17 protein-coding genes are annotated in these 20,398 nt (G+C 70.9%); 12 read left to right on the top strand and 5 right to left on the bottom strand.

The annotated features are described in order from the left end of the window. Positions 1-10: 10 nt before the first annotated feature. From VFH10_RS18260 to VFH10_RS18240, 5 genes are all read right to left on the bottom strand, one after another. On the bottom strand, positions 11-769 hold the full coding sequence (locus VFH10_RS18260) for a succinate dehydrogenase iron-sulfur subunit (RefSeq protein WP_325131172.1): 759 nt from the start codon (positions 767-769) through the stop codon (positions 11-13). Further along, entirely contained in the window at positions 769-2,526 is a 1,758-nt protein-coding gene (gene sdhA / locus VFH10_RS18255; protein ID WP_325131170.1) for a succinate dehydrogenase flavoprotein subunit, read from the bottom strand. The genes VFH10_RS18260 and sdhA overlap by 1 nt, the downstream gene beginning before the upstream one ends. A gap of 12 nt (positions 2,527-2,538) precedes the next feature. After that, on the bottom strand, positions 2,539-2,973 hold the full coding sequence (locus VFH10_RS18250; RefSeq protein ID WP_325131168.1) for a succinate dehydrogenase hydrophobic membrane anchor subunit: 435 nt from the start codon (positions 2,971-2,973) through the stop codon (positions 2,539-2,541). Beyond that, entirely contained in the window at positions 2,970-3,353 is a 384-nt protein-coding gene (gene sdhC, locus VFH10_RS18245; RefSeq protein WP_325131167.1) for a succinate dehydrogenase, cytochrome b556 subunit, read from the bottom strand. The genes VFH10_RS18250 and sdhC overlap by 4 nt, the downstream gene beginning before the upstream one ends. A gap of 130 nt (positions 3,354-3,483) precedes the next feature. Beyond that, entirely contained in the window at positions 3,484-4,908 is a 1,425-nt protein-coding gene (locus VFH10_RS18240) for an amidase family protein (protein WP_325131165.1), read from the bottom strand. Between the two features lie 90 nt (positions 4,909-4,998). Here VFH10_RS18240 and VFH10_RS18235 point away from each other — a divergent pair, with 90 nt between their 5' ends. The 12 genes from VFH10_RS18235 to VFH10_RS18180 all read left to right on the top strand — a co-directional run. Further along, the gene (locus VFH10_RS18235) at positions 4,999-6,585 is read left to right on the top strand and encodes an acyl-CoA mutase large subunit family protein (RefSeq protein ID WP_325131163.1); all 1,587 of its coding nucleotides are present in this window, start codon (positions 4,999-5,001) and stop codon (positions 6,583-6,585) included. Positions 6,586-6,614: 29 nt separating this feature from the next. Continuing rightward, positions 6,615-7,223 carry a hypothetical protein gene (locus VFH10_RS18230; protein ID WP_325131161.1) on the top strand — a complete coding sequence of 203 codons (609 nt, stop codon included), beginning with the start codon at positions 6,615-6,617 and terminating at the stop codon, positions 7,221-7,223. A 25-nt stretch (positions 7,224-7,248) separates the two neighbouring features. After that, positions 7,249-8,253 carry a hypothetical protein gene (locus VFH10_RS18225; RefSeq protein ID WP_325131158.1) on the top strand — a complete coding sequence of 335 codons (1,005 nt, stop codon included), beginning with the start codon at positions 7,249-7,251 and terminating at the stop codon, positions 8,251-8,253. A gap of 49 nt (positions 8,254-8,302) precedes the next feature. Then, positions 8,303-9,490, top strand: a complete 1,188-nt coding sequence (locus VFH10_RS18220) for an amidohydrolase (protein WP_325131155.1) — start codon at positions 8,303-8,305, stop codon at positions 9,488-9,490. A 148-nt stretch (positions 9,491-9,638) separates the two neighbouring features. After that, entirely contained in the window at positions 9,639-10,700 is a 1,062-nt protein-coding gene (locus VFH10_RS18215; protein ID WP_325131153.1) for a BMP family ABC transporter substrate-binding protein, read from the top strand. A gap of 136 nt (positions 10,701-10,836) precedes the next feature. Further along, positions 10,837-12,366, top strand: coding sequence for an ABC transporter ATP-binding protein (locus tag VFH10_RS18210; protein ID WP_325131151.1), 1,530 nt, complete (start codon positions 10,837-10,839; stop codon positions 12,364-12,366). Further along, positions 12,363-13,463, top strand: coding sequence for an ABC transporter permease (locus tag VFH10_RS18205; RefSeq protein ID WP_325131149.1), 1,101 nt, complete (start codon positions 12,363-12,365; stop codon positions 13,461-13,463). The genes VFH10_RS18210 and VFH10_RS18205 overlap by 4 nt, the downstream gene beginning before the upstream one ends. Then, the gene (locus VFH10_RS18200; protein ID WP_325131147.1) at positions 13,460-14,710 is read left to right on the top strand and encodes an ABC transporter permease; all 1,251 of its coding nucleotides are present in this window, start codon (positions 13,460-13,462) and stop codon (positions 14,708-14,710) included. Before VFH10_RS18205 ends, VFH10_RS18200 begins: the two co-directional genes overlap by 4 nt. Further along, entirely contained in the window at positions 14,707-15,111 is a 405-nt protein-coding gene (locus tag VFH10_RS18195) for a cytidine deaminase (protein WP_325131144.1), read from the top strand. The genes VFH10_RS18200 and VFH10_RS18195 overlap by 4 nt, the downstream gene beginning before the upstream one ends. Further along, on the top strand, positions 15,077-16,297 hold the full coding sequence (locus VFH10_RS18190) for a cytochrome P450 (RefSeq protein WP_325131143.1): 1,221 nt from the start codon (positions 15,077-15,079) through the stop codon (positions 16,295-16,297). The genes VFH10_RS18195 and VFH10_RS18190 overlap by 35 nt, the downstream gene beginning before the upstream one ends. A gap of 31 nt (positions 16,298-16,328) precedes the next feature. Beyond that, positions 16,329-17,630: a thymidine phosphorylase gene (locus VFH10_RS18185; RefSeq protein ID WP_325131141.1), complete on the top strand. Its 1,302-nt coding sequence runs from the start codon at positions 16,329-16,331 to the stop codon at positions 17,628-17,630. 51 nt (positions 17,631-17,681) lie between these two features. Then, positions 17,682-20,398 (top strand): FtsK/SpoIIIE domain-containing protein (locus VFH10_RS18180; RefSeq protein ID WP_325131139.1); only part of this gene is annotated, 2,717 nt, incomplete at its 3' end.

Raw genomic sequence — 20,398 nt, 5'->3', positions numbered from 1 at the left:
GGGCCCCCGCTCACCTTCGGAAGATCAGCGCCCGCTTCACTTCCTGGATCGCCTTCGTCACCTCGATGCCGCGCGGGCAGGCCTCGGTGCAGTTGAAGGTCGTGCGGCAGCGCCACACCCCCTCCTGGTCGTTCAGGATCTCCAGCCGCTGGTCGGTGCCCTCGTCACGGCTGTCGAAGATGAACCTGTGCGCGCCGACGATGGCCTGCGGTCCGAAGTACTGACCATCGGCCCAGTACACCGGGCACGACGTGGTGCAGGCGGCGCACAGGATGCACTTGGTGGTGTCGTCGAACCGGTCCCGGTCCTTCTGCGACTGCAGCCGCTCACGCGTCGGCTCGTTGCCGGTGGTGACCAGGAACGGCATGACCGAGCGGTACGCCGCGAAGAAGGGCTCCATGTCGACGACGAGGTCCTTGAGCACCGGCAGGCCCTTGATCGGCTCGACGGTGATCGGCTGGGACGGGTTGACGTCCTTGAGCAGCGTCTTGCAGGCCAGCCGGTTCTTGCCGTTGATCCGCATCGCGTCGGAGCCGCACACGCCGTGAGCACACGAGCGACGGAAGGTCAGGGAGCCGTCGAGTTCCCACTTCACCTTGTGCAGTGCGTCGAGCACGCGGTCCGTCGGCTCCGCGGAGACCTGGTAGGACTCCCACGACGACTCCTCCGACACCTCGGGGTTGTAGCGGAGGATCTTCACGGTGACGGTCATCGCCGTCGTGCTCTGCGCGGGGGCTGCGCCCGCCTCGGTGACGGTGTCGGTGGCCATCAGTACTTGCGCTCCATCGGCTTGTAGCGGGTCTCGATGACGGGCTTGTAGTCGAGGCGGATCCGGTGGCCCTCGCCGTCGGGTTCCCGGTAGGCCATCGTGTGCCGCATGAAGTTCACGTCGTCGCGGGTGGGATAGTCCTCGCGGAAGTGGCCACCGCGCGACTCGTTGCGGGCCAGCGCAGACACGACCAGGACCTCGGCCAGGTCGAGCAGGAAGCCGAGCTCGATGGCCTCGAGCAGGTCGGTGTTGAACCGCTTGCCCTTGTCCTGTACCGACACGCTGGCGTAACGCACTTTGAGGCCGTCGACGTCGGCCAGCGCCTGCTTGAGCGAGCCCTCGGTGCGGTAGACCTGCGCGTTGATGTCCATCGTCGCCTGGAGCTCCTGGCGGATGGCCGCCACCCGCTCCGAGCCGCCCGCGTCGCGCATCTGCTCGATCATGTCGACGACGCGCCCCTCGGGCCGCTCCTCGACGATGTCGTCGAAGTCGGTGGAGGCGGCGTACTCCGCGGCATAGATGCCGGCGCGCCGGCCGAACACGTTGATGTCGAGCAGCGAGTTGGTGCCGAGCCGGTTGGCGCCGTGCACCGAGACGCAGGCGACCTCACCGGCGGCGTACAGGCCCGGGATCACGGTGTGGTTGTCGGCGAGCGCCTCGCCCTTGATGTTGGTGGGGATGCCGCCCATCGCGTAGTGCGCGGTGGGGAACACCGGGATCATCTCGGTGTAGGGCTCCACGCCCAGGTAGGTGCGTGCGAACTCGGTGATGTCGGGGAGCTTCGCGTCGATCTGCTCCCTGGGCAGGTGGGTCAGATCGAGGTAGACGTAGGCCTTGTCGGGGCCGGCGCCCCGGCCCTCGCGCACCTCGTTGGCCATCGCGCGCGCGACCATGTCGCGGGGGGCGAGGTCCTTGATAGTGGGGGCGTAGCGCTCCATGAAGCGCTCGTTGTCGCTGTTGCGCAGGATGCCGCCCTCGCCCCGGGCGGCTTCCGAGAGGAGTACGCCGAGGCCGGCGAGGCCGGTCGGGTGGAACTGGAAGAACTCCATGTCCTCGAGCGGTAGCCCCTTGCGCCACACGATGCCCATGCCGTCGCCGGTGAGGGTGTGCGCGTTGGAGGTGGTGCGGAAGACCTTGCCGAAGCCGCCGGTCGCGAAGATGACCGACTTGGCGTTGAACACGTGGATCTCGCCGGTGGCCAGCTCGTAGGCCACCACTCCGTTGACGCCCACGCCGCCGCTGCTCTCGGTGGTGAGCAGGTCGAGGACGTAGAACTCGTTGAAGAACTCCACCTGGTGCTTGATGCACTGCTGGTAGAGCGTCTGCAGGATCATGTGACCGGTGCGGTCGGCCGCGAAGCAGGACCGTCGTACGGCGGCCTCCCCGTGGTTGCGGGTGTGCCCGCCGAACCGACGCTGGTCGATCTTGCCCTCGTCGGTGCGGTTGAAGGGCAGCCCCATCTTCTCGAGGTCCAGCACCGCGTCGATGGCCTCTCGCGCCATCACCTCGGCCGCGTCCTGGTCGACCAGGTAGTCGCCGCCCTTGACGGTGTCGAAGGTGTGCCACTCCCAGTTGTCCTCCTCGACGTTGGCCAGCGCGGCGCACATGCCGCCCTGGGCCGCGCCGGTGTGGGACCGGGTCGGGTAGAGCTTGGTGAGGACAGCCGTGCGGGTGCGCTGCCCGGACTCGAGGGCGGCGCGCATTCCGGCCCCGCCGGCCCCGACGATGACGACGTCGTACTTGTGGTGCTGAACCATGATGTCCGTCCCTTACTGCGTCTGGCAGACGTCGAGCGTCGAGCTCGGGTCGATGCACGGGTCGAAGGTGAAGATCACCAGCGTGCCGAGCACCAGGACCACGAACGTCGAGAAGTACAGCAACGTCTTGAGCACGAAGGCGGTGTTGGGCTTCGTGGCGTAGTCGTTGATGATCGTGCGCAGGCCGTTGGTGCCGTGCAGCAGCGCCAGCCAGAGCATCGCGAGGTCCCAGACCTGCCAGAACGGGTTGGCCCACTTGCCGGCCACGAAGGCGAAGTCGATCGCGTGGATGCCCTCGCCGAGCATCAGGTTCACGAACAGGTGCCCGAAGACCAGGACCAGCAGCAGCACACCCGAGCCGCGCATGAACAGCCAGGAGTTCAGCTCGAAGTTCGACGACGTCCGGTTGGACTTGGTGCGCGGGGCCGCCATCGTCGGCGCGGTCATGACCCACCGCCGAACACGTTGGCCAGGTGGCGGATCGCGAACGGAACCATCAGCACGACCCAGACGACGAGGACGCCCCACGTCATCTGCTTCTGGACGCGCGGTCCCTTCGACCAGAAGTCGACCAGGATCACCCGGACCCCGTTGAGGCCGTGGAACAGGAACGCGGCGACGAGTCCGACCTCCATCAGGCCGACGATCGGGTTCTTGTAGGTCTCGACCGCGGTGTTGTAGGCCTCGGGGGAGACCCGGACCATCGCGGTGTCGATGACGTGCGCGAAGAGGAAGAAGAAGAGCATCACGCCGGTGATGCGGTGGGCGACCCACGACCACATACCTTCGCGGCCCCGGTACAGCGTTCCTGCCGGAGAGCTGGCCAAGGGAGGAACCTTTCGAAACGTCGATCGGGCGGGTAACCCAAGCACTCTATCGACGTCCCCTTTGTTACCGGCCGGTGAGGCTTGTGACATCGGTTACCGAGCTCCCGGCCTGCCGAAGCGGCCCCTGTCCTCACACGAAGGTCGGGTACGTCGGGGCGGGCAACGGCCCCGATGTGCGGTCGCGGGCGACCTCGTAGCCGTGCGCGATCTCGATCAACGTGGCCTCGCTGCCGGCCGTGCCCCAGAACGACACCGCGACCGGCAGGCCGGCCGCCAGCTCGGTCGGCACCGTCACCAACGGGTAGCCCGCGATCGCGGTGGGCTGGGTGCACGCGCCGGGGTGGGCCTCGGCGTTGACCAGGTCAATCGGGCAGGCCGGCGCGTACGACGGCGTCAGCAGCGCGTCGAGCTCGTGTGCACGCAGCACGGCGTCGACGCCTCGGTCCCGGCCGGCCGCGAGGCACCGGGCCCTCGCCTCGACGTACTCCGCGCTCCCGACCACAGGCCCCGCCAGCGCCTGCTCGAACAACGACTGCCCGAAGTGCAGGAGCTCGCGGTCCGCGTTCGCTCGGTTGAACGCCACAACGTCCTCCAGCGACCGGGGCACGTCGCCGGGCCGGCCGGCGAGGTAGTCGGCCAGACCGCTGCGGAACTCGGCGAGCAGCACCACCAGCTCGTCGTCGAACCCGAAGTCGACCATGGACGTCAGGTCGGTCCCGTCCACGATCGTGGCGCCCTCCGCCGCCAGGAGCCGGACCGCGCGCTCGGCGGCCGCGTCGGCGTGTGGGGAGTAGCCCCAGTACGTCGCCCGAGGGACCCCGATCCGCTTCCCGGCCAGCCGCCCCCGGACGGCGTGCGCGGCGTAGTCGGTGCCTCCCTCCGGCCCACCGGCGAGCACGCCGAGCAGCGCTGCGGCGTCGGCCACCGTGGCTGCCATCGGCCCAGGCGCGTCCTGCGAGCGAGAGATCGGCACCACCCCCTGGGTGGGCACCAGCCCGACGGTCGGCTTGATCCCGACCACGCCGTTGAACGCGGCCGGGCACGTGATCGACCCGTCCGTCTCGGTGCCGACCGCCAACGGGGCCAACCCGGCGGCGACCGCGGCGCCGCTGCCCGAGCTCGACCCGCCCGCGGACCGGTTCAGCCCGTAGGGATTGCGGGTGAGCCCGCCGTAGGCGCTCCACCCCGAGGTGGAGAAGCCGTCGCGGATGTTGGCCCACTCGCTCAGGTTGGTCTTCCCGAGCACGACCATGCCGGCCTGCCGCATCCGGCCGACCAGCTCCGCGTCCTGGGCCGGCGGCGGCGCGTCCGCCAGCGCGAGCGAGCCCGCCGTGGTCGGCAGGTCGTGGGTGTCCACGTTGTCCTTCACCAGCACCGGCATGCCGTGCAGGGGGCCGCGGACCCTTCCGGCGGCGACCTCCGCGTCCAGCGTCTCCGCCTGGGCGAGTGCGTCCGGGTGGAGGGTGCACACGGCGTTGGTGTGCACGTCGACGGAGTCGATCCGGTCGAGGAGCCGCTCGACCTCGTCGCGGGCGGAGCCGGGCAGAGGAGGCATGTCCCGATCCTGCCCGACCGCGCCGTTCGTGCGCGCAGGTGGGAGATCTCACGGTGCGCCGGCACCGCCGGGCGCCGTACCCTCCAAAGCATGAGCGAGACCGGCCACACCGAGTCAGGACTGCCCTTCGAGCCCCTTTACGGGCCGGACGACCTCGAGGGCTTCGACCCGGCGGCCCGGCTGGGCGCTCCGGGGGAGTACCCGTTCACGCGCGGCGTCTACCCGTCGATGTACACCGGCCGGCCGTGGACGATGCGGCAGTACGCCGGGTTCGGCACCGCCAAGGAGTCCAACGCCCGCTACCGCCAGCTGGTCGCCAACGGCACCGGGGGGCTTTCCGTGGCGTTCGACCTGCCCACCCAGATGGGGCACGACTCCGACTCGGAGATCGCCCATGGCGAGGTCGGCAAGGTCGGCGTCGCGATCGACTCCGTCGACGACATGCACCTGCTCTTCGACGGGCTGCCCCTCGACGAGGTGTCCACCTCGATGACGATCAACGCGCCGGCGGCGCTGCTGCTGCTGATGTACCAGATCGTGGCCGAGGACAACGGGATCGCCGGCGACAAGATCACCGGCACGATCCAGAACGACGTGCTCAAGGAGTACATCGCCCGAGGCACCTACATCTACCCGCCGGCGCACTCGCTGCGGCTGATCACCGACATCTTCGCCTACTGCAAGGCCGAGGTGCCGCGCTGGAACACCATCTCCATCTCCGGCTACCACATGGCGGAGGCGGGTGCGTCGCCGGCGCAGGAGATCGCGTTCACCCTCGCCGACGGGATCGAGTACGTCCGCGCAGCGATCGCCGCGGGCCTCGACGTCGACGAGTTCGCCGCCCGGCTGTCCTTCTTCTTCGTCTCGCGTACGACGATCCTGGAGGAGGTCGCGAAGTTCCGTGCCGCCCGCCGCATCTGGGCCCAGGTGATGCGCGAGGAGTTCGGCGCGACCAACCCCAAGGCGCAGACGCTGCGCTTCCACACTCAGACCGCGGGCGTCCAGCTCACCGCCCAGCAGCCCGAGGTGAACCTGGTCCGGGTGGCGGTCCAGGCGCTCGCCGCGGTCCTCGGGGGCACCCAGTCGCTGCACACCAACTCCTACGACGAGGCGATCGCGCTGCCGACCGACAAATCGGCCCGGCTCGCGCTGCGCACGCAGCAGGTGATCGCCTACGAGACCGACGTGACCAAGACCGTCGACCCCTTCGCCGGGTCCTACGCGATCGAGTCGCTGACCGATGACCTCGAGGCCGAGGCTCGGAAGCTGATGGCGCAGGTCGAGGACCTCGGGGGTGCGGTCGCCGCGATCGAGCACGGCTTCCAGAAGAACGAGATCGAGAAGTCGGCGTACCAGATCGCGCGGGAGATCGACACCGACGAGCGCACGATCGTCGGCGTGAACCGGTTCCGCCTCGACGAGGAGGACCCCTACGAGCCGCTACGCGTCGACCCGGCGATCGAGGCCCAGCAGGCCGAGCGGCTCGCGAGGCTGCGCGCCGAGCGCGACAGCGCCGAGGTCGAGAAGCACCTCGCGGCGCTGAAGCAGGCGGCGGAGGGCACGGACAACGTCCTGTACCCGATGAAGGAGGCGCTGCGCGCCAAGGCGACCGTCGGCGAGGTCTGCAACGCCTTGCGCGACGTGTGGGGTGTGTACTCTCCTCCCGACGCCTTCTGACAGACCGACACCCTCGGGGGCCCTGGCGAATGAAGAGGACGCGCGCGGCTGCGCTCGCGGTCTGCCTGTGCGCCCTCGCCGGTTGCGCCGAGGACGAGGCCGCCCCGCCGCCCACCATCGGCGACGACACCTCCGAGTCCGCTGCCGAGTCGCCCAGCGAGTCCCCCACCGGGAGCGAGAGCGCGTCGCCCGAGGAGACCTTCGACGACGAGGGTCACGTCGCGATGCCCGGCGACATCAAGGTGTCCGACGAGGAGCAGCAGGCGGTCGTGGACGCGTGGCTGGCCTACTGGCAGGTGCGGATGGATGCATTCGCCGGGCCCGAGATCGACCCGACCGCCCTCGGTGAGGTGGCCCAGGGCGACGCCGCCAGCCAGGTGGTCGGCTACGTCGACTACCTCGAGCAGAACAAGCTCACGACCGAGGGCGACCTCCGCTTCGACGTCACCGAGGTCCGGGTCCGCGGCTCGTCGGCACGGCTCGTGACCTGCGTGACGAACCAGTCCGTCGACCGCCGCGCCAACGGGCGGGCGGCAGAGCCGTTGACGCCCTTCTACGAGTTTCAGGGCCACCTCACCCGGGTATCCGACGCCTGGGCGGTGACCCGCGTGATCGACATCGGGTCAGGCCCGTGCTGACGGGCCGGAAGGTGCTGGGGGAAACATGCTGAAGTCCGTGGTCAGGCTGCTCGCGCTCGCGGTGCCCGTCGGCGGGGTGATGGTTGCGACCATGACCCCCGCGCACGCCGGAGCCGGCGACAACGCCGAGGCCCAGGCCTGCGGCAGCGCCAGCTACTGCGTGCAGATCACCTACACGGGCTCGGCGGCGCCGTCCGGAGGAGGGGGCGGTGGCTACGTCTCCTCGGTCCCGCCCACCTGCTACTGGGCTCCGTGGAAAGACCCCCAGGCGGCGCTCGCCTACATGAAGGACGCCTGGGACGACCCGCTGTACTCCGGCAAGGAGTGGGTGCTCGGCTACGGCGAGGTGGAGAAGTTCAAGAAGGTCGTCGAGAGCCAGCCCGACGCCAGCTGGTACCGCCTCGAGTGCCCCGGCCTCGACGACGGCGACTGGGACGGCATGGTCGACTACGCGGGCCAGGCAGCGCAGGGCAACGGCTGGTCGATCCCGAACATGGTCTACCTCGTCCCACAGGGTGGGCGTGAGCCCGATCCCGACGTGGACATCGAGGTGCTCCGCGACGCGGCGTACCAGTCCCTCGACATCCCGGACCCCCAGATCCAGCGCAATCCCGAGGTCGCCGGCACTGCGGCGACCCTGGTCAACCTCGACACGATGTTCTGGGCGGAGGGCTACCAGCCGTCCTGGAACATCAGGGCCGCCATCAGTCCGACGCTGTGGGCGGAGGTCACCGCCGACGCGCAGGACTTCGTGCTCAGCTCCCCGGCCGGCGGCCAGGTCTGCACCTACGAGCAGTTCACGACCGCCTACAGCGGCGGCGATGCCCCGGCCGGCGCCTGTGCCTTCCCCTTCACCCGCGGCTCGACCGGCTACGGCGAGGGCTTCCCGGTGACCGCCACGGCGACCTGGGGCGCGAGCTGGACCAGCTCGGAGACGCCGGGGTCCCAGCCGCTGCCCAGCGTCACCACCGACAGCACCGTCAACGTGCCCGTCGCGGAGTCCCAGGCACTGGTCCGCCAGGTCGGCTGACGCCATCCGGATCGCGAACCGCACCGGACGCTCCGGTAACCTGCGGTGAGTGTCCCGTCCCCGCGAGCTCGTCCACATCGACAGTGCCGTCGAGGCGCTGCACGAGGAGCTCGTCGACCTGCGTCGTGACCTGCACGCCCACCCGGAGCTGGCGTGGGAGGAGGAACGGACGACCGCCCTCGTCGCCAAGCGGCTCGACGAGGAAGGGGTCCGGGTCCGGCTGCTGCCGCGCAGCGGCCTGATCGCCGAGGTCGGCGAGACCGAGGGGCCCGCGGTCGCGCTCCGCGCGGACCTCGACGCCTTGCCCGTGGAGGACCTCGGTCAGCAGCCCTGGGCGAGCACCGTCCCCGGTGTCGCGCACGCGTGCGGCCACGACGTCCACACCGCCGCCCTGGTCGGCGCCGGCCTCGCGCTGGCCGCCCTGCACCGGGACAGTCCGCTCCCCGGCCGGGTCCGGCTGCTGTTCCAGCCGGCCGAGGAGATCATGCCTGGCGGCGCGCTCGAGCTGATCGCCGGCGGCGCCCTCGACGAGGTCACCAACGTCTTCGGCCTGCACTGCGACCCCGCGATCGACATCGGCGAGGTCGGTCTCCGCGAGGGCCCCATCACGGGCGCGGCCGACGCCATCACCATCCGGTTGAGCGGGCGCGGCGGCCACACGTCGCGACCGCACCTCACCGAGGACCTCGTCTACGCCCTCGGGAAGCTCGTCACCGAGCTGCCCGGTGCGCTGTCCCGCCGCCTCGACCCGCGCGCAGGCGCCAGCCTGGTGTGGGGCATGGTCCGCTCCGGCGCCGCCAAGAACGTCATCCCGGCGACCGGCGAGGTGGCCGGGACCCTGCGGATGCTCGACGCTGTGGCCTGGGCCGACGCCGAGGACCTGGTCCGCGGGCTGATCGCGCAGATCCTCGCGCCGTACGGCGTCACCGCCGAGATCAGCTACGTGCGCGGGGTGCCCCCGGTCGTCAACGAGACGGTCGCGACCGCCACCCTCGCCTCCGCCACCTCCGCGGTGCTCGGCCCGACCGGGCTGGTGTCGACCCCGCAGAGCCTCGGTGGTGAGGATTTCGCCTGGTATGTCGAATCCATCCCGGGCGCGATGGGCCGCCTGGGCACGCGCACCCCGGGCGGTCCGACCTACGACCTGCACCAGGGCGACCTCGTCATCGACGAGCGCGCGATCTCCGTGGGTGCCCGCGTGCTGGCCGCCGTCGCGCTGGCGGCACTGGCGCAGTGAGCCCGGACCCCGACGGGTCCCTGGTCACCGAGCTATAACACTTGTGCGGCGCGCCCCGGTTTTGCCTGTCAGATCGGTGCCCGGGCACTAGGGTGACCCCTGATTTCGGCGCCCGCGAAGGTGGCGCAGCAAACCTTGAGGAGGCATCTTGCGTCGCCTGACCAAGATCGCAGCAGCATCCGCAGTACTCAGCCTGGCGCTGGTCGGCTGCGCCAACGACAGCGACACCGCGGGGGGCGACGAAGGCCTCTGTGACGGTGGCGGCGACGGGCCCGTGGTCGGTCTCGCCTACGACGTCGGCGGCCGTGGCGACCAGTCGTTCAACGACTCCGCCGCCCGCGGCATGCAGCAGGCCGTCGACGAGCTCGACGCCACCTGCACCGAGGCCGAGGCCCAGGACGGCGAGCCCGAGTCCGCCCGCGAGGACCGCCTCCGCGCCCTCGCCGAGGACGGTCACAACCCGATCATCGGCACCGGCTTCGCCTACAGCCTCTCCGTCGACGCGGTGGCGCCGGACTTCCCGGACGTCAACTTCGGTGTGGTCGACGGCTTCGACCCGACGCCCGACGAGCCCAACGACAACGTCGCCTACCTCGGCTTCGCCGAGCACGAGGGCTCGTTCCTCGTCGGTGTCGCCGCCGCCCTGAAGACGCAGACCGACCACGTCGGCTTCGTCGGCGGCGTCAACAACGACCTGATCAAGAAGTTCGAGGCCGGGTACGCCGCCGGTGTGGCCGCGGTCGACGAGAACATCACCGTCGACGTGACCTACATCGAGGAGGAGGACCTCAAGGGCTTCAACGACCCGGCCGGCGGCAAGGCAGCGGCGGCCGCGATGTACGAGGGCGGCGCGGACATCGTCTACCACGCCTCCGGCGGCTCGGGCTCCGGTGTCTTCGACGCCGCGGTCGAGGCCGGCGACAACATGTGGGCGATCGGTGTCGACTCCGACCAGTACCTCACCGCGTCGGAGGACCAGAAGGCGCACATCCTCACCTCGATGCTCAAGCGCGTCGACACGGCGACGTTCGACATGATCCGGTCCGTCGACGACGGCGAGCCGCTGACCAGCTACCAGGCCTACGACCTGGCCAGCGACGGTGTCGGCTACGCCACGTCGGGTGGGTTCATCGACGACATCACCGACCAGATCGACGAGTTCGCCGAGCAGATCAAGAACGGCGACATCACCGTTCCGGACAAGCCCTGACCCAGGGCTGAGCCAAAGTGGGCGCGGGCCCGGGACCACGCGGTAGCGTGTGGCCCCGGGCCCGACCCATGTGGTCTCGACCCTGTCCTTTGGGGGAGCACAACGACGTGCAACGAGAGGGAGCTCGATGAGTGCCATGGCTGCAGAGACCGCGGCCACCGACGCGATTCGCGTGCGCGGCGTCGGCAAGCGGTTCCCCGGCGTGATCGCGAACCACGACGTCGACATCGACATCCGCACGGGCACCGTGCACGCGCTGATCGGCGAGAACGGTGCCGGCAAGTCCACGTTGATGAAGATCCTCTACGGCGTGCAGAAGCCCGACGAGGGCACGCTCACCGTCAACGGTCGCGAGGTCTCGTTCGCCTCGCCGATGGACGCCATCTCCGAGGGGATCGGCATGGTCTTCCAGCACTTCATGCTGGCCGACAACCTCACCGTCCTGGAGAACGTCGTGCTCGGCGCGGAGAAGCTGCACGGCATCGGCGACAAGGCCCGTGACGAGATCAACCGCATCTCCAAGACCTACGGGTTCGGCCTCGATCCGGACGAGCTGGTCGAGGACCTGGGCGTCGGCGAACGCCAGCGCGTGGAGATCCTCAAGGTGCTCTACCGGGGGGCGAAGATCATCATCCTCGACGAGCCCACCGCGGTCCTGGTGCCGCAGGAGGTCGACGCCCTCTTCGACAACCTCCGCGAGCTCAAGAACGAAGGCCACACGATCCTGTTCATCTCGCACAAGCTCGACGAGGTCCTCGACATCGCCGACGACATCACGGTCATGCGACGCGGCACCACCGTCGGAGCTGCCAAGCCCGAGGGCACCACCAAGCACCAGCTCGCCGAGCTGATGGTCGGCTCGGAGCTCCCGTCGCCGGAGACGGGTGAGTCCACCGTCACCGAGCACACCCTCCTCGAGGTCCGCGACCTCACCCTCCACGACGAGTTCGGCCGGGCGCTGCTCTCCGACATCGACCTCACCATCCACAAGGGCGAGGTTCTCGGCATCGCCGGCGTCGAGGGCAACGGGCAGGCCGAGCTCGTCGAGACGATCATGGGCATGCGCAAGCCCTCCGCCGGCACCGTCGCCGTGGACGGAAAGGACATCACCAACTGGGACACCCGCGACCGCCGCGGCGCCGGCATCGGCTACATCCCCGAGGATCGGCACCGGCACGGTCTGCTCCTCGACGCCCCGCTGTGGGAGAACCGGATCCTGGGCTTCCAGGACCGGCCCCCGGCCGTCAAGGGCATCCTCATCGACCGCGCCGCGGCGCGCGCCGACGCCGAGCGCATCGTCTCCCAGTACGACGTGCGCACCCCCGGCATCGACACCAACGCGCGGGCGCTGTCCGGCGGCAACCAGCAGAAGCTGATCGTGGGTCGGGAGATGAGCGGCGAGCCCGTGCTGCTGATCGCGGCGCACCCGACGCGCGGGGTCGACGTGGGCGCCCAGGCCGCGATCTGGGAGCACATCAAGAAGGCCCGACGACAGGGGCTGGCGGTGCTGCTGATCTCCGCCGACCTCGACGAGCTGATCGGACTCTCCGACCGGATCGAGGTCATCCTGCGCGGCCGGCTCGTGGGCGAGTTCGACCCGCAGAGCGTCACGCCGCAGGACCTGGGCTCGGCCATGACCGGCGCCCACGACGAGGAGGCATCGTGACCGGGCTCAGGCGCGTCGGCGGCGCACTGGTGGCGCCGCTGGTGGCCGTTGTCGCGGCCATGCTCATCACCAGCGGGGTGGTGGCGCTCTCCGGCAGCAGCGCGCTGGAGTTCTGGCAGATCATCCTCGAGCCGCCGGCGTCGCGCGTCTACGTCAACATCGTCAACCAGGCCTCCATGATCTTCCTGTCCGCACTGGCCGCGGCCGTCGGCTTCCGGATGAACCTGTTCAACATCGGCGTCGAGGGCCAGTACCGCCTCGCGTCGTACGTCGCCGCGGTCGTGGTCGGTGCCGCGATCGTCCCCGGGCCGTTGAACATCCTGCTCGGCCTGGTCGTGGCGATGGCCACCGGTGCGGTGTGGGCCGGCATCGCCGGCGTGCTCCGGGTGACGCGGGGTGTCAGCGAGGTCATCTCGACGATCATGCTGAACGCGATCGCGCTCACACTGGTGGGCTACTTCCTGAGCACCTACGGCATCCGCGCCGGCAACAGCCGGCGCACCGAGATCATCCCGGAGAGCAGCCGGGTCCCGGGCTTCTTCCCATTCGAGGAGCGGGACGGCGCGATCTGGGGGCTGGTGGTGCTCGCCCTCGTCATGGGCATCGCCTTCACGTTCGTGCTCAACCGCACCCGCTTCGGCTTCGACCTGCGCGCCACCGGGATGTCCGAGACCGCAGCGGTCGCCTCCGGCGTCAAGGTGGGCCGGATGATCGTCATCTCGATGATGATCTCGGGCGCCATCGCCGGGCTGCTCTGGATGCCGTCGTTCTTCGGCGCCGCCTACAGCTACGGCACCGCCTTCCAGGCCGGCCTCGGCTTCACCGGCATCGCCGTGGCGCTGCTGGGCCGCAACCGTCCGCTGGGCATCATGTTTGGCGCCGTGCTGTTCGCGTTCCTCAACGAGCAGTCCAACCGGCTCACGCTGCAGTCGGACATCTCGCAGAACGTCGTCCAGATCACCCAGGGCGTCATCGTCCTCGCCGTGGTGGTCGCCTACGAGGTCGTCCGCCGTCGGCAGGCAGCGGCCGAGCAGAGAGCCGTCACCCGGCGCCTCGAGGCCGAGAAGCCCACGGCCGGGCAGGAGGTGTCGGCATGAGCATCACCACCTCCCCGACCGAGCAGAGCGCCGCGCCACGGACCCGGAGCTTCACCTACCTATGGCTGCTCATCACGCTCGGTGCGATCGTCTCGGTGTCCGCCGTCCGGCTGATCACCGGCCAGGGTGAGCTCGACTCGCCCGGCAGCCTGCGCGCGGCGATCCTGGCGACCTGTCCGATCCTGATGGCGGCCATCGGCGGTCTCTGGAGCGAGCGCGCCGGTGTGGTCAACATCGGCCTCGAGGGCCAGATGATCCTCGGCACCTGGGGCGCGGCGTACTTCACCTACTACTACGGCCCGCTGATCGGCGTCCTCGGCGCGGCGCTGCTCGGAGCCGTCGGCGGCGCCCTGCACGCCCTGGCGACCGTCACCTTCGGGGTCGACCACATCGTGTCGGGCGTGGCGGTCAACATCATCGGCCTGGGCGCCGCGGAGTTCCTGGCCGAGGCCTACTTCGCCAACCTCCCCGGCGGTGGTGTCAAGCAGCTCACCGGACTGGACCGGCCGCCCGATTTCACCGTGCCGGGCCTGGCTGCCGGTGCGGACAGCCTCTCCGACAAGGGCTGGTTCGTGATCTCAGACGTCGCATCGTTCGTTGCGGCCCTCACCACGAGCCTCAACCTGCTCACGATCCTGGTGTTCGCCCTCGTCGCGTTCAGCGGCTGGATCCTCTGGCGCACGGCGTTCGGGCTCCGGCTGCGTTCCTGCGGTGAGAACCCGCAGGCCGCCGAGAGCCTCGGTGTGCACGTGCTGCGCTACAAGTGGGTCGCGGTCGTGGTCTCGGGTGCGATGGCCGGCATCGGCGGCGGGTTCCTCGCCCTGGTCGCCTCCAGCGGCTTCGTCACCGGCCAGACCGGTGGCCGCGGCTACATCGGCCTGGCCGCAATGATCTTCGGCAACTGGCGCCCGGGAGGCATCCTGGCGGGCTCGCTGATGTTCGGCTACACCGACAGCCTCCCGCTCCGGTCCGCCGACACCGTCCACGCGCTGCTGCTCCTCGTGGCGATCGGCCTGATCGCCCTCGCGCTGTGGCGGTTCGTCCGCGCCGAAAGGCGGCAGTCGGTCGTGTTCGCGTTCCTCGCGGTCGCCTTCCTCGCGTGGTTCTCGCTCACGGACGCGGTGCCGCGAGAGTTCACCGGCATGACGCCCTACATCGCCACCCTGCTGGTGCTCGCGTTCGCCGCCCAACGGCTGCGAATGCCCGCGGCGGACGGCCAGATCTACCGCAAGGGCAGCGCCGGATGAGCGACCTCACCCAGGACGGGTGGGACGAGCTGCGCGCCCGGGCCGTCGACGTCATGCAACGCGCCTACGCGCCGTACTCGCACTACAAGGTCGGAGCGGCGGCGCTCGTCGACGACGGCCGGGTCGTGGTCGGCTGCAACGTGGAGAACGCGGCGTACGGCGTCGGCCTCTGCGCGGAGTGCGGGATGGTCTCCCAGCTGCATGCGACCGGTGGTGGCCGGCTCACGCACGCCGTGTGCGTCAACGGCTCGGGCGAGGTGATCATGCCGTGCGGTCGGTGCCGGCAGGTGTTGTACGAGAACGGTGGCCCCGACCTGCTGCTCTGGACCGTCTCCGGGGTGCGGCCGATGAGCGAGGTGCTGCCGGATGCGTTCGGACCCGATGCGCTCGACCGCGCTTGACCTGACGTCGCCCGAGCTGGTCGCCGACCCCTACCCGGCGCTCGCCGAGGAACGGGCCCGCGGCCCGCTGGCGTGGCACGAGCAGTCCGGCACGTTCCTCACCTTCGACCACGCGACCGTGAGCGCCGTGCTGCGCGACCGGCGCCTCGGGCGGATCTGGAAGGACCGCGAGCCCGCGGCCTACCTGGAGCCGTTCAACCTGCTGCACCGGCACCAGATGATGGAGAACGAGCCGCCCGAGCACACGCGGCTGCGCCGGCTCGTGGCGTCGGCGTTCAACCGCGGCCACGTCGAACGGCTCCGGCCCCGGGTGCGCGAGCTGGCCGCGCAGCTGCTCGCCGAGGTCGACCCGGCCGGATTCGACGTCATCGGCGAGTACGCCGAGCCGCTGCCGGTGCTCGTGATCGCCGAGCTCCTGGGAGTGCCCACCGAGCTCGCCCCGGAGCTGCGTGCGTGGTCGCAGGCGATCGTCCGGATGTACGAGGTGTCACCGTCCGACGCGGTCGTCGAGGCCGCCGTCGGCGCGGCCGCCGACTTCGCCGCCGTCGTACGCGAGCTGGCTCGCGAGCGCGCTGCCGAGCCGCGCGACGACCTGGTGTCCGACCTGGTGCGGGCATCGACGCTGCGGCCGGCCGGTGGCGACGGGACCGAGCGCACCGAGCGGCTCAGCGAGGAAGAGGTGGTCGCCTCGGCCGTGCTGCTCCTCAACGCCGGTCACGAGGCGTCGGTCAACGTGTTCGGCAACGGGCTCGTGGCCATGCTGCGCGCGGGGGTCTCGCCCCGAGAGGACCAGCTGGCCACCTGCGTCGAGGAGATGCTGCGCTACGACTCCGCGCTCCAGCTCTTCGAGCGCACCGCCACCCGGCCGGTGCAGGTCGCCGGCGTCGAGCTCGAGCCGGGGCAGAAGGTCGCCGCGCTGCTCGGCGCGGCCAACCGCGACCCGGCGGTGTTCGAGGACGCGGACAGGTTCCGGGTCGACCGGGACCCCAACCTGCACGTGGCGTTCGGGGCCGGCGTGCACTTCTGCCTGGGTGCGCCGCTGGCCCGGATGGAGATCGTCGAGTCGCTCGGCCACCTCCTGCGCACCCTCCCCGACCTGTCCCTGGCGGCCGAGCCGGAGCCGCGGGGTACGTTCGTGCTCCGCGGCTACCGCACTGTCGCCGTGTCGGGCACGCCCGTCGCCTGAGCTGCACCCACCGGACCGAGAGGAACCGACCATGGCCGAGGCGCACGACGCCGTCGAGGTGATCATCGCCAAGCGCGAGCGCCGCGAGCTCAGCGACTCCCAGATCGACTGGGTGGTGGACGCCTACACGCGCGGTGCCGTGGCCGACGAGCAGATGTCCGCACTGGCGATGGCCATCCTGCTCAACGGCATGAACCGCCGGGAGATCTCCCGCTGGACGGCGGCGATGATCGCGTCGGGGGAGCGGATGGACTTCTCGGCCCTGTCCCGGCCCACGGCCGACAAGCACTCGACCGGTGGTGTGGGCGACAAGATCACCCTCCCGCTGGCGCCGCTGGTCGCCGCCTGCGGTGTCGCCGTACCCCAGCTGTCCGGCCGCGGGCTCGGTCACACCGGTGGCACCCTCGACAAGCTCGAGGCGATCCCGGGCTGGCGGGCCGACCTGTCCAACGAGGCGATGCTCGGACAGCTCGAGGACGTCGGCGCGGTGATCTGCGCGGCCGGCACCGGTCTCGCGCCCGCAGACAAGAAGCTCTACGCGCTGCGCGACGTCACCGGCACCGTCGAGGCAATCCCGCTGATCGCCAGCTCGATCATGAGCAAGAAGATCGCGGAGGGCACCGGTGCCCTCGTGCTGGACGTGAAGGTCGGCAGCGGCGCGTTCATGAAGGACGTCGAGAGCGCCCGCGAGCTCGCCGACTCGATGGTCGCGCTCGGCACCGACGCCGGGGTCACCACGGTCGCCCTGCTCACCGACATGTCCACACCGCTCGGGCTCACGGCCGGCAACGGGCTCGAGGTCCGCGAGTCGGTCGAGGTCCTGCAGGGGGGTGGCCCCGCCGACGTCGTCGAGCTGACCGTCGCGCTGGCACGGGAGATGCTCGCCGCCGCCGGCCGCGACGACGTCGACCCAGCCGACAAGCTGGCCGACGGCTCGGCGCTCGACGCGTGGCGGCGGATGATCGCGGCCCAGGGCGGCGACCCGGACGCCGACCTCCCGACCGCACGCGAGACGCACGTGGTGACCGCCGAGGCCGACGGTGTGCTCACCCGCCTCGACGCGATGGCCGTCGGGCTGGCGGCGTGGCGGCTCGGCGCCGGCCGGGCCCGCAAGGAGGACCCGGTGCAGGCCGGAGCGGGCGTGGAGCTGCACGCCAAGCCGGGCGACCGGGTGCGCGCCGGCCAGCCGCTGCTCACCCTGCACACCGACGAACCGGAGCGCTTCGAGCGGGCGCTGGCGTCGCTGGCGGACGGCATCGAGATCGGTGACGGAGCCGGGTTCGCGCCGCAGAGCCTCGTCCTCGACCGGGTCGCGCAGACCGCTCGCGCATAATGTCCGAATGCTCGGAGCACGGGTGAGTGACGGAAGCGACGGGGTGACGGCGTGCGGCTCGGCCTGACCCTCGTCGACGGCAGGACCGGCCGTCCCGTCGACGCCATGGTCGACTTCGACACCGCTCAGCCGCTCGGCGACCTGGTGCCCGCTCTGGTCGCCCTGCTCGGTGAACAGGTCCACGCGAGTTTCGCCCGCCGGATCCCGCTGTGGGTCGACGGCCAGGAGGGTGACCTCACCCGCCCGGCAGGGGAGGCGGGCGTGCACAGCGGGGCCGTGCTGTCCCTGTTCGAGCCGGCCGACCGGGTCGCCCGCGCCGCCCCGGACGGGGTCGCCGAGATCCGGGTCGTGGCCGGACCCGGCGCCGGCCGGATCCACCGCCTCCCACTCGGCGACACCGCCATCGGCAACGGCGCCGCCGGCTGGTCGCTGCCCGACCTCCGGCTGCCCGCCTCGGCCCTGACGGTGTCGGTGGCCGCGGACGGTGGCGTGACCGTCACCCCGGGCCCCGGCTTCCAGGCCTCCCTCGACGGCGAGCCCGTCGCCGAGGCCGGGACCGAGTGGCCGGTCGACGGGTACCTGGTCGCCGGTGGCACCGTGCTGTGCCGCGCCCAGGTCGAGACCACCGCGGCCGACGTCGAGGCCAGGCCGGATGAGGCGCTGGTCGACTTCAACCGTCCACCGCGCATGCTGCCGCCGGACCGCGAGCGGTCGTTCCACCTGCCCGACAAGCCCGGCGACGTGCGCAAGCGGCCCCTGCCCTGGGTGATGGTCGTCATCCCGATGGTCGTGGCGGTGCCGATGGCGCTGATGTTCGGCCCACGCTTCTTGATGTTCGCGCTGCTGTCGCCGGTGATGGTGCTGGCGAACTTCTTCAGCGACCGCAAGCAGGGCCGCAAGGACGCGATCGAGAGGCAACGGCAGTACGACGAGACGCACGCCGCGGTCTCCCAGCGCATCGAGGAGGGGCTGCTCGCCGAGCAGTCCGCCCGGCGGATGTCGTGTCCCGACCCGGCAGCCCTGCTGATGCAGGCGATCGGGCCGGGCCCGCGGCTGTGGGAGCGGCGGTCCAACGACCCCGACTACCTCCGCGTCCGGGTCGGCCTGGCCGAGCTGGCGGCCGAGGTCAAGGTCGAGGAGCGCCGGGAGAAGACCGATGAGGCGGCGCCGCCGCGGATGCTCGACCACGTGCCGGCGTGGCTCGACCTCAGCCAGCTGGGAGTGGTCGGTGTCGCCGGTGACCAGGAGACCGCTCCACCCCTGGCGCAGTGGATGGTCGCCCAGACCGCGTTGCTGCACAGCCCCCGCGACGTTCGGATCACGGTGCTCAGCGACGCCGAGGGGGAGGCCGGTTGGGGCTGGGTGCGCTGGCTCCCGCACGCCCGCATCGGCGGTGACCCCGACGCGCTCGCTCTCGGCACGCAGCAGGACTCGGTGGGCCGACGGCTCGCCGAGCTGAGCAACCTCGTCGCGCAGCGTGAGGTCGCGGCACGCGACAAGGTCCGGCTGACCCCCGACGTACTCGTCGTGCTCGACGGCGCCCGGAGGCTGCGCACGCTGCCGGCGGTGGTCGACCTGCTGCGTCGCGGGCCGGCCGCCGGGGTGATGCTGCTCTGCGTCGAGGACGAGGTCCGCCAGCTGCCCGAGGAGTGTCGCGCCGTCGTCGCCTGCAGCGCGGGCGATGTCCGGATCCAGGAGACCGCGTCCGAGGGCACGACGGGCATCACGCCCGACCTGGTCGAGCGATCGTGGTGCGAGACCGTCGCGCGGGCAATCTCGCCGCTGCGGGACACCACCCCCGAGGAGGAGGCGGCCGGCCTACCGGCATCGGCCCGGCTGCTCGAGGAGATCCAGCTCGACCCGCCGACCCCCGAGGCGATCGCGGTGCGCTGGACGCACGGCCGGACCACCGACGTGGTCGTGGGTGCCGGGTACGACGGGCCGTTCCGCCTCGACCTTCGCCGCGACGGCCCGCACGCCCTGATCGCCGGCACCACCGGCTCCGGAAAGTCGGAGTTCCTGCAGACCCTGGTCGCGTCGCTGTCGGTGGCCAACCGCCCCGACGAGCTGACCTTCGTGCTCGTGGACTACAAGGGCGGCTCGGCGTTCAAGGACTGCGCGCGGCTGCCGCACACGGTCGGCATGGTCACCGACCTCGACAACCACCTCGTCGGCCGGGCCCTGGTGTCATTGGGGGCGGAGCTGCGCCGACGCGAGCACCTGCTCGCCGTACCCGGCGCCAAGGATCTCGAGGACTACTGGGCCCTGCAGCGCACCCAGCCCGACCTGCCCGCGATCCCGCGGCTGGTGCTCGTCATCGACGAGTTCGCGAGCATGGTCGCCGAGCTCCCCGACTTCGTGCACGGCCTGGTATCCATCGCCCAGCGTGGACGGTCGCTGGGTATCCACCTGGTGCTCGCCACCCAGCGGCCCAGCGGCGTGGTGTCCGCGGACATCCGGGCCAACACCAACCTGCGGATCTCCCTGCGGGTCACCGACGAGAACGACAGCCGCGACGTGATCGACGCTCCGGACGCGGCGCGGATCCAGAAGAACCAGCCCGGCCGTGCCTTCGTGCGCAGCGGCGCCTCGACGCTGATGCCGTTCCAGAGCGGTCGGGTCGGCGGTCGCAGCCCGGACGCCACGGAGGGGCCGAAGCCCGCCGACGACGCGCTGGCCTGGCCGGTGCCGTGGGAGCGGGTGGGGCTGCCCGCGCCGGCCCGGCCGAAGACGCAGTCCGTGCAGACCGACGAGGCCGACACCGATCT

It is taken from the genome of Nocardioides sp., assembly GCF_035697785.1.
Taxonomy (GTDB): Bacteria; Actinomycetota; Actinomycetes; order Propionibacteriales; family Nocardioidaceae; genus Nocardioides_B.
The sequence above is the reverse complement of the archived record's forward strand: the minus strand, read 5'-3'. Positions and strand labels throughout refer to the sequence as shown.

Bases quoted from the DNA above. Each gene is read 5' to 3' on its own strand.
- VFH10_RS18250 (WP_325131168.1), bottom strand. From the start codon at position 2,973: ATGACCGCGCCGACGATGGCGGCCCCGCGCACCAAGTCCAACCGGACG.
- VFH10_RS18225 (WP_325131158.1), top strand. From the start codon at position 7,249: ATGCTGAAGTCCGTGGTCAGGCTGCTCGCGCTCGCGGTGCCCGTCGGC.
- VFH10_RS18185 (WP_325131141.1), top strand. From the start codon at position 16,329: ATGGCCGAGGCGCACGACGCCGTCGAGGTGATCATCGCCAAGCGCGAG.
- VFH10_RS18235 (WP_325131163.1), top strand. From the start codon at position 4,999: ATGAGCGAGACCGGCCACACCGAGTCAGGACTGCCCTTCGAGCCCCTT.
- VFH10_RS18240 (WP_325131165.1), bottom strand. From the start codon at position 4,908: ATGCCTCCTCTGCCCGGCTCCGCCCGCGACGAGGTCGAGCGGCTCCTC.
- VFH10_RS18200 (WP_325131147.1), top strand. From the start codon at position 13,460: ATGAGCATCACCACCTCCCCGACCGAGCAGAGCGCCGCGCCACGGACC.
- VFH10_RS18210 (WP_325131151.1), top strand. From the start codon at position 10,837: ATGGCTGCAGAGACCGCGGCCACCGACGCGATTCGCGTGCGCGGCGTC.
- VFH10_RS18230 (WP_325131161.1), top strand. From the start codon at position 6,615: ATGAAGAGGACGCGCGCGGCTGCGCTCGCGGTCTGCCTGTGCGCCCTC.
- VFH10_RS18260 (WP_325131172.1), bottom strand. From the start codon at position 769: ATGGCCACCGACACCGTCACCGAGGCGGGCGCAGCCCCCGCGCAGAGC.
- VFH10_RS18190 (WP_325131143.1), top strand. From the start codon at position 15,077: ATGCGTTCGGACCCGATGCGCTCGACCGCGCTTGACCTGACGTCGCCC.
- VFH10_RS18195 (WP_325131144.1), top strand. From the start codon at position 14,707: ATGAGCGACCTCACCCAGGACGGGTGGGACGAGCTGCGCGCCCGGGCC.
- sdhA (WP_325131170.1), bottom strand. From the start codon at position 2,526: ATGGTTCAGCACCACAAGTACGACGTCGTCATCGTCGGGGCCGGCGGG.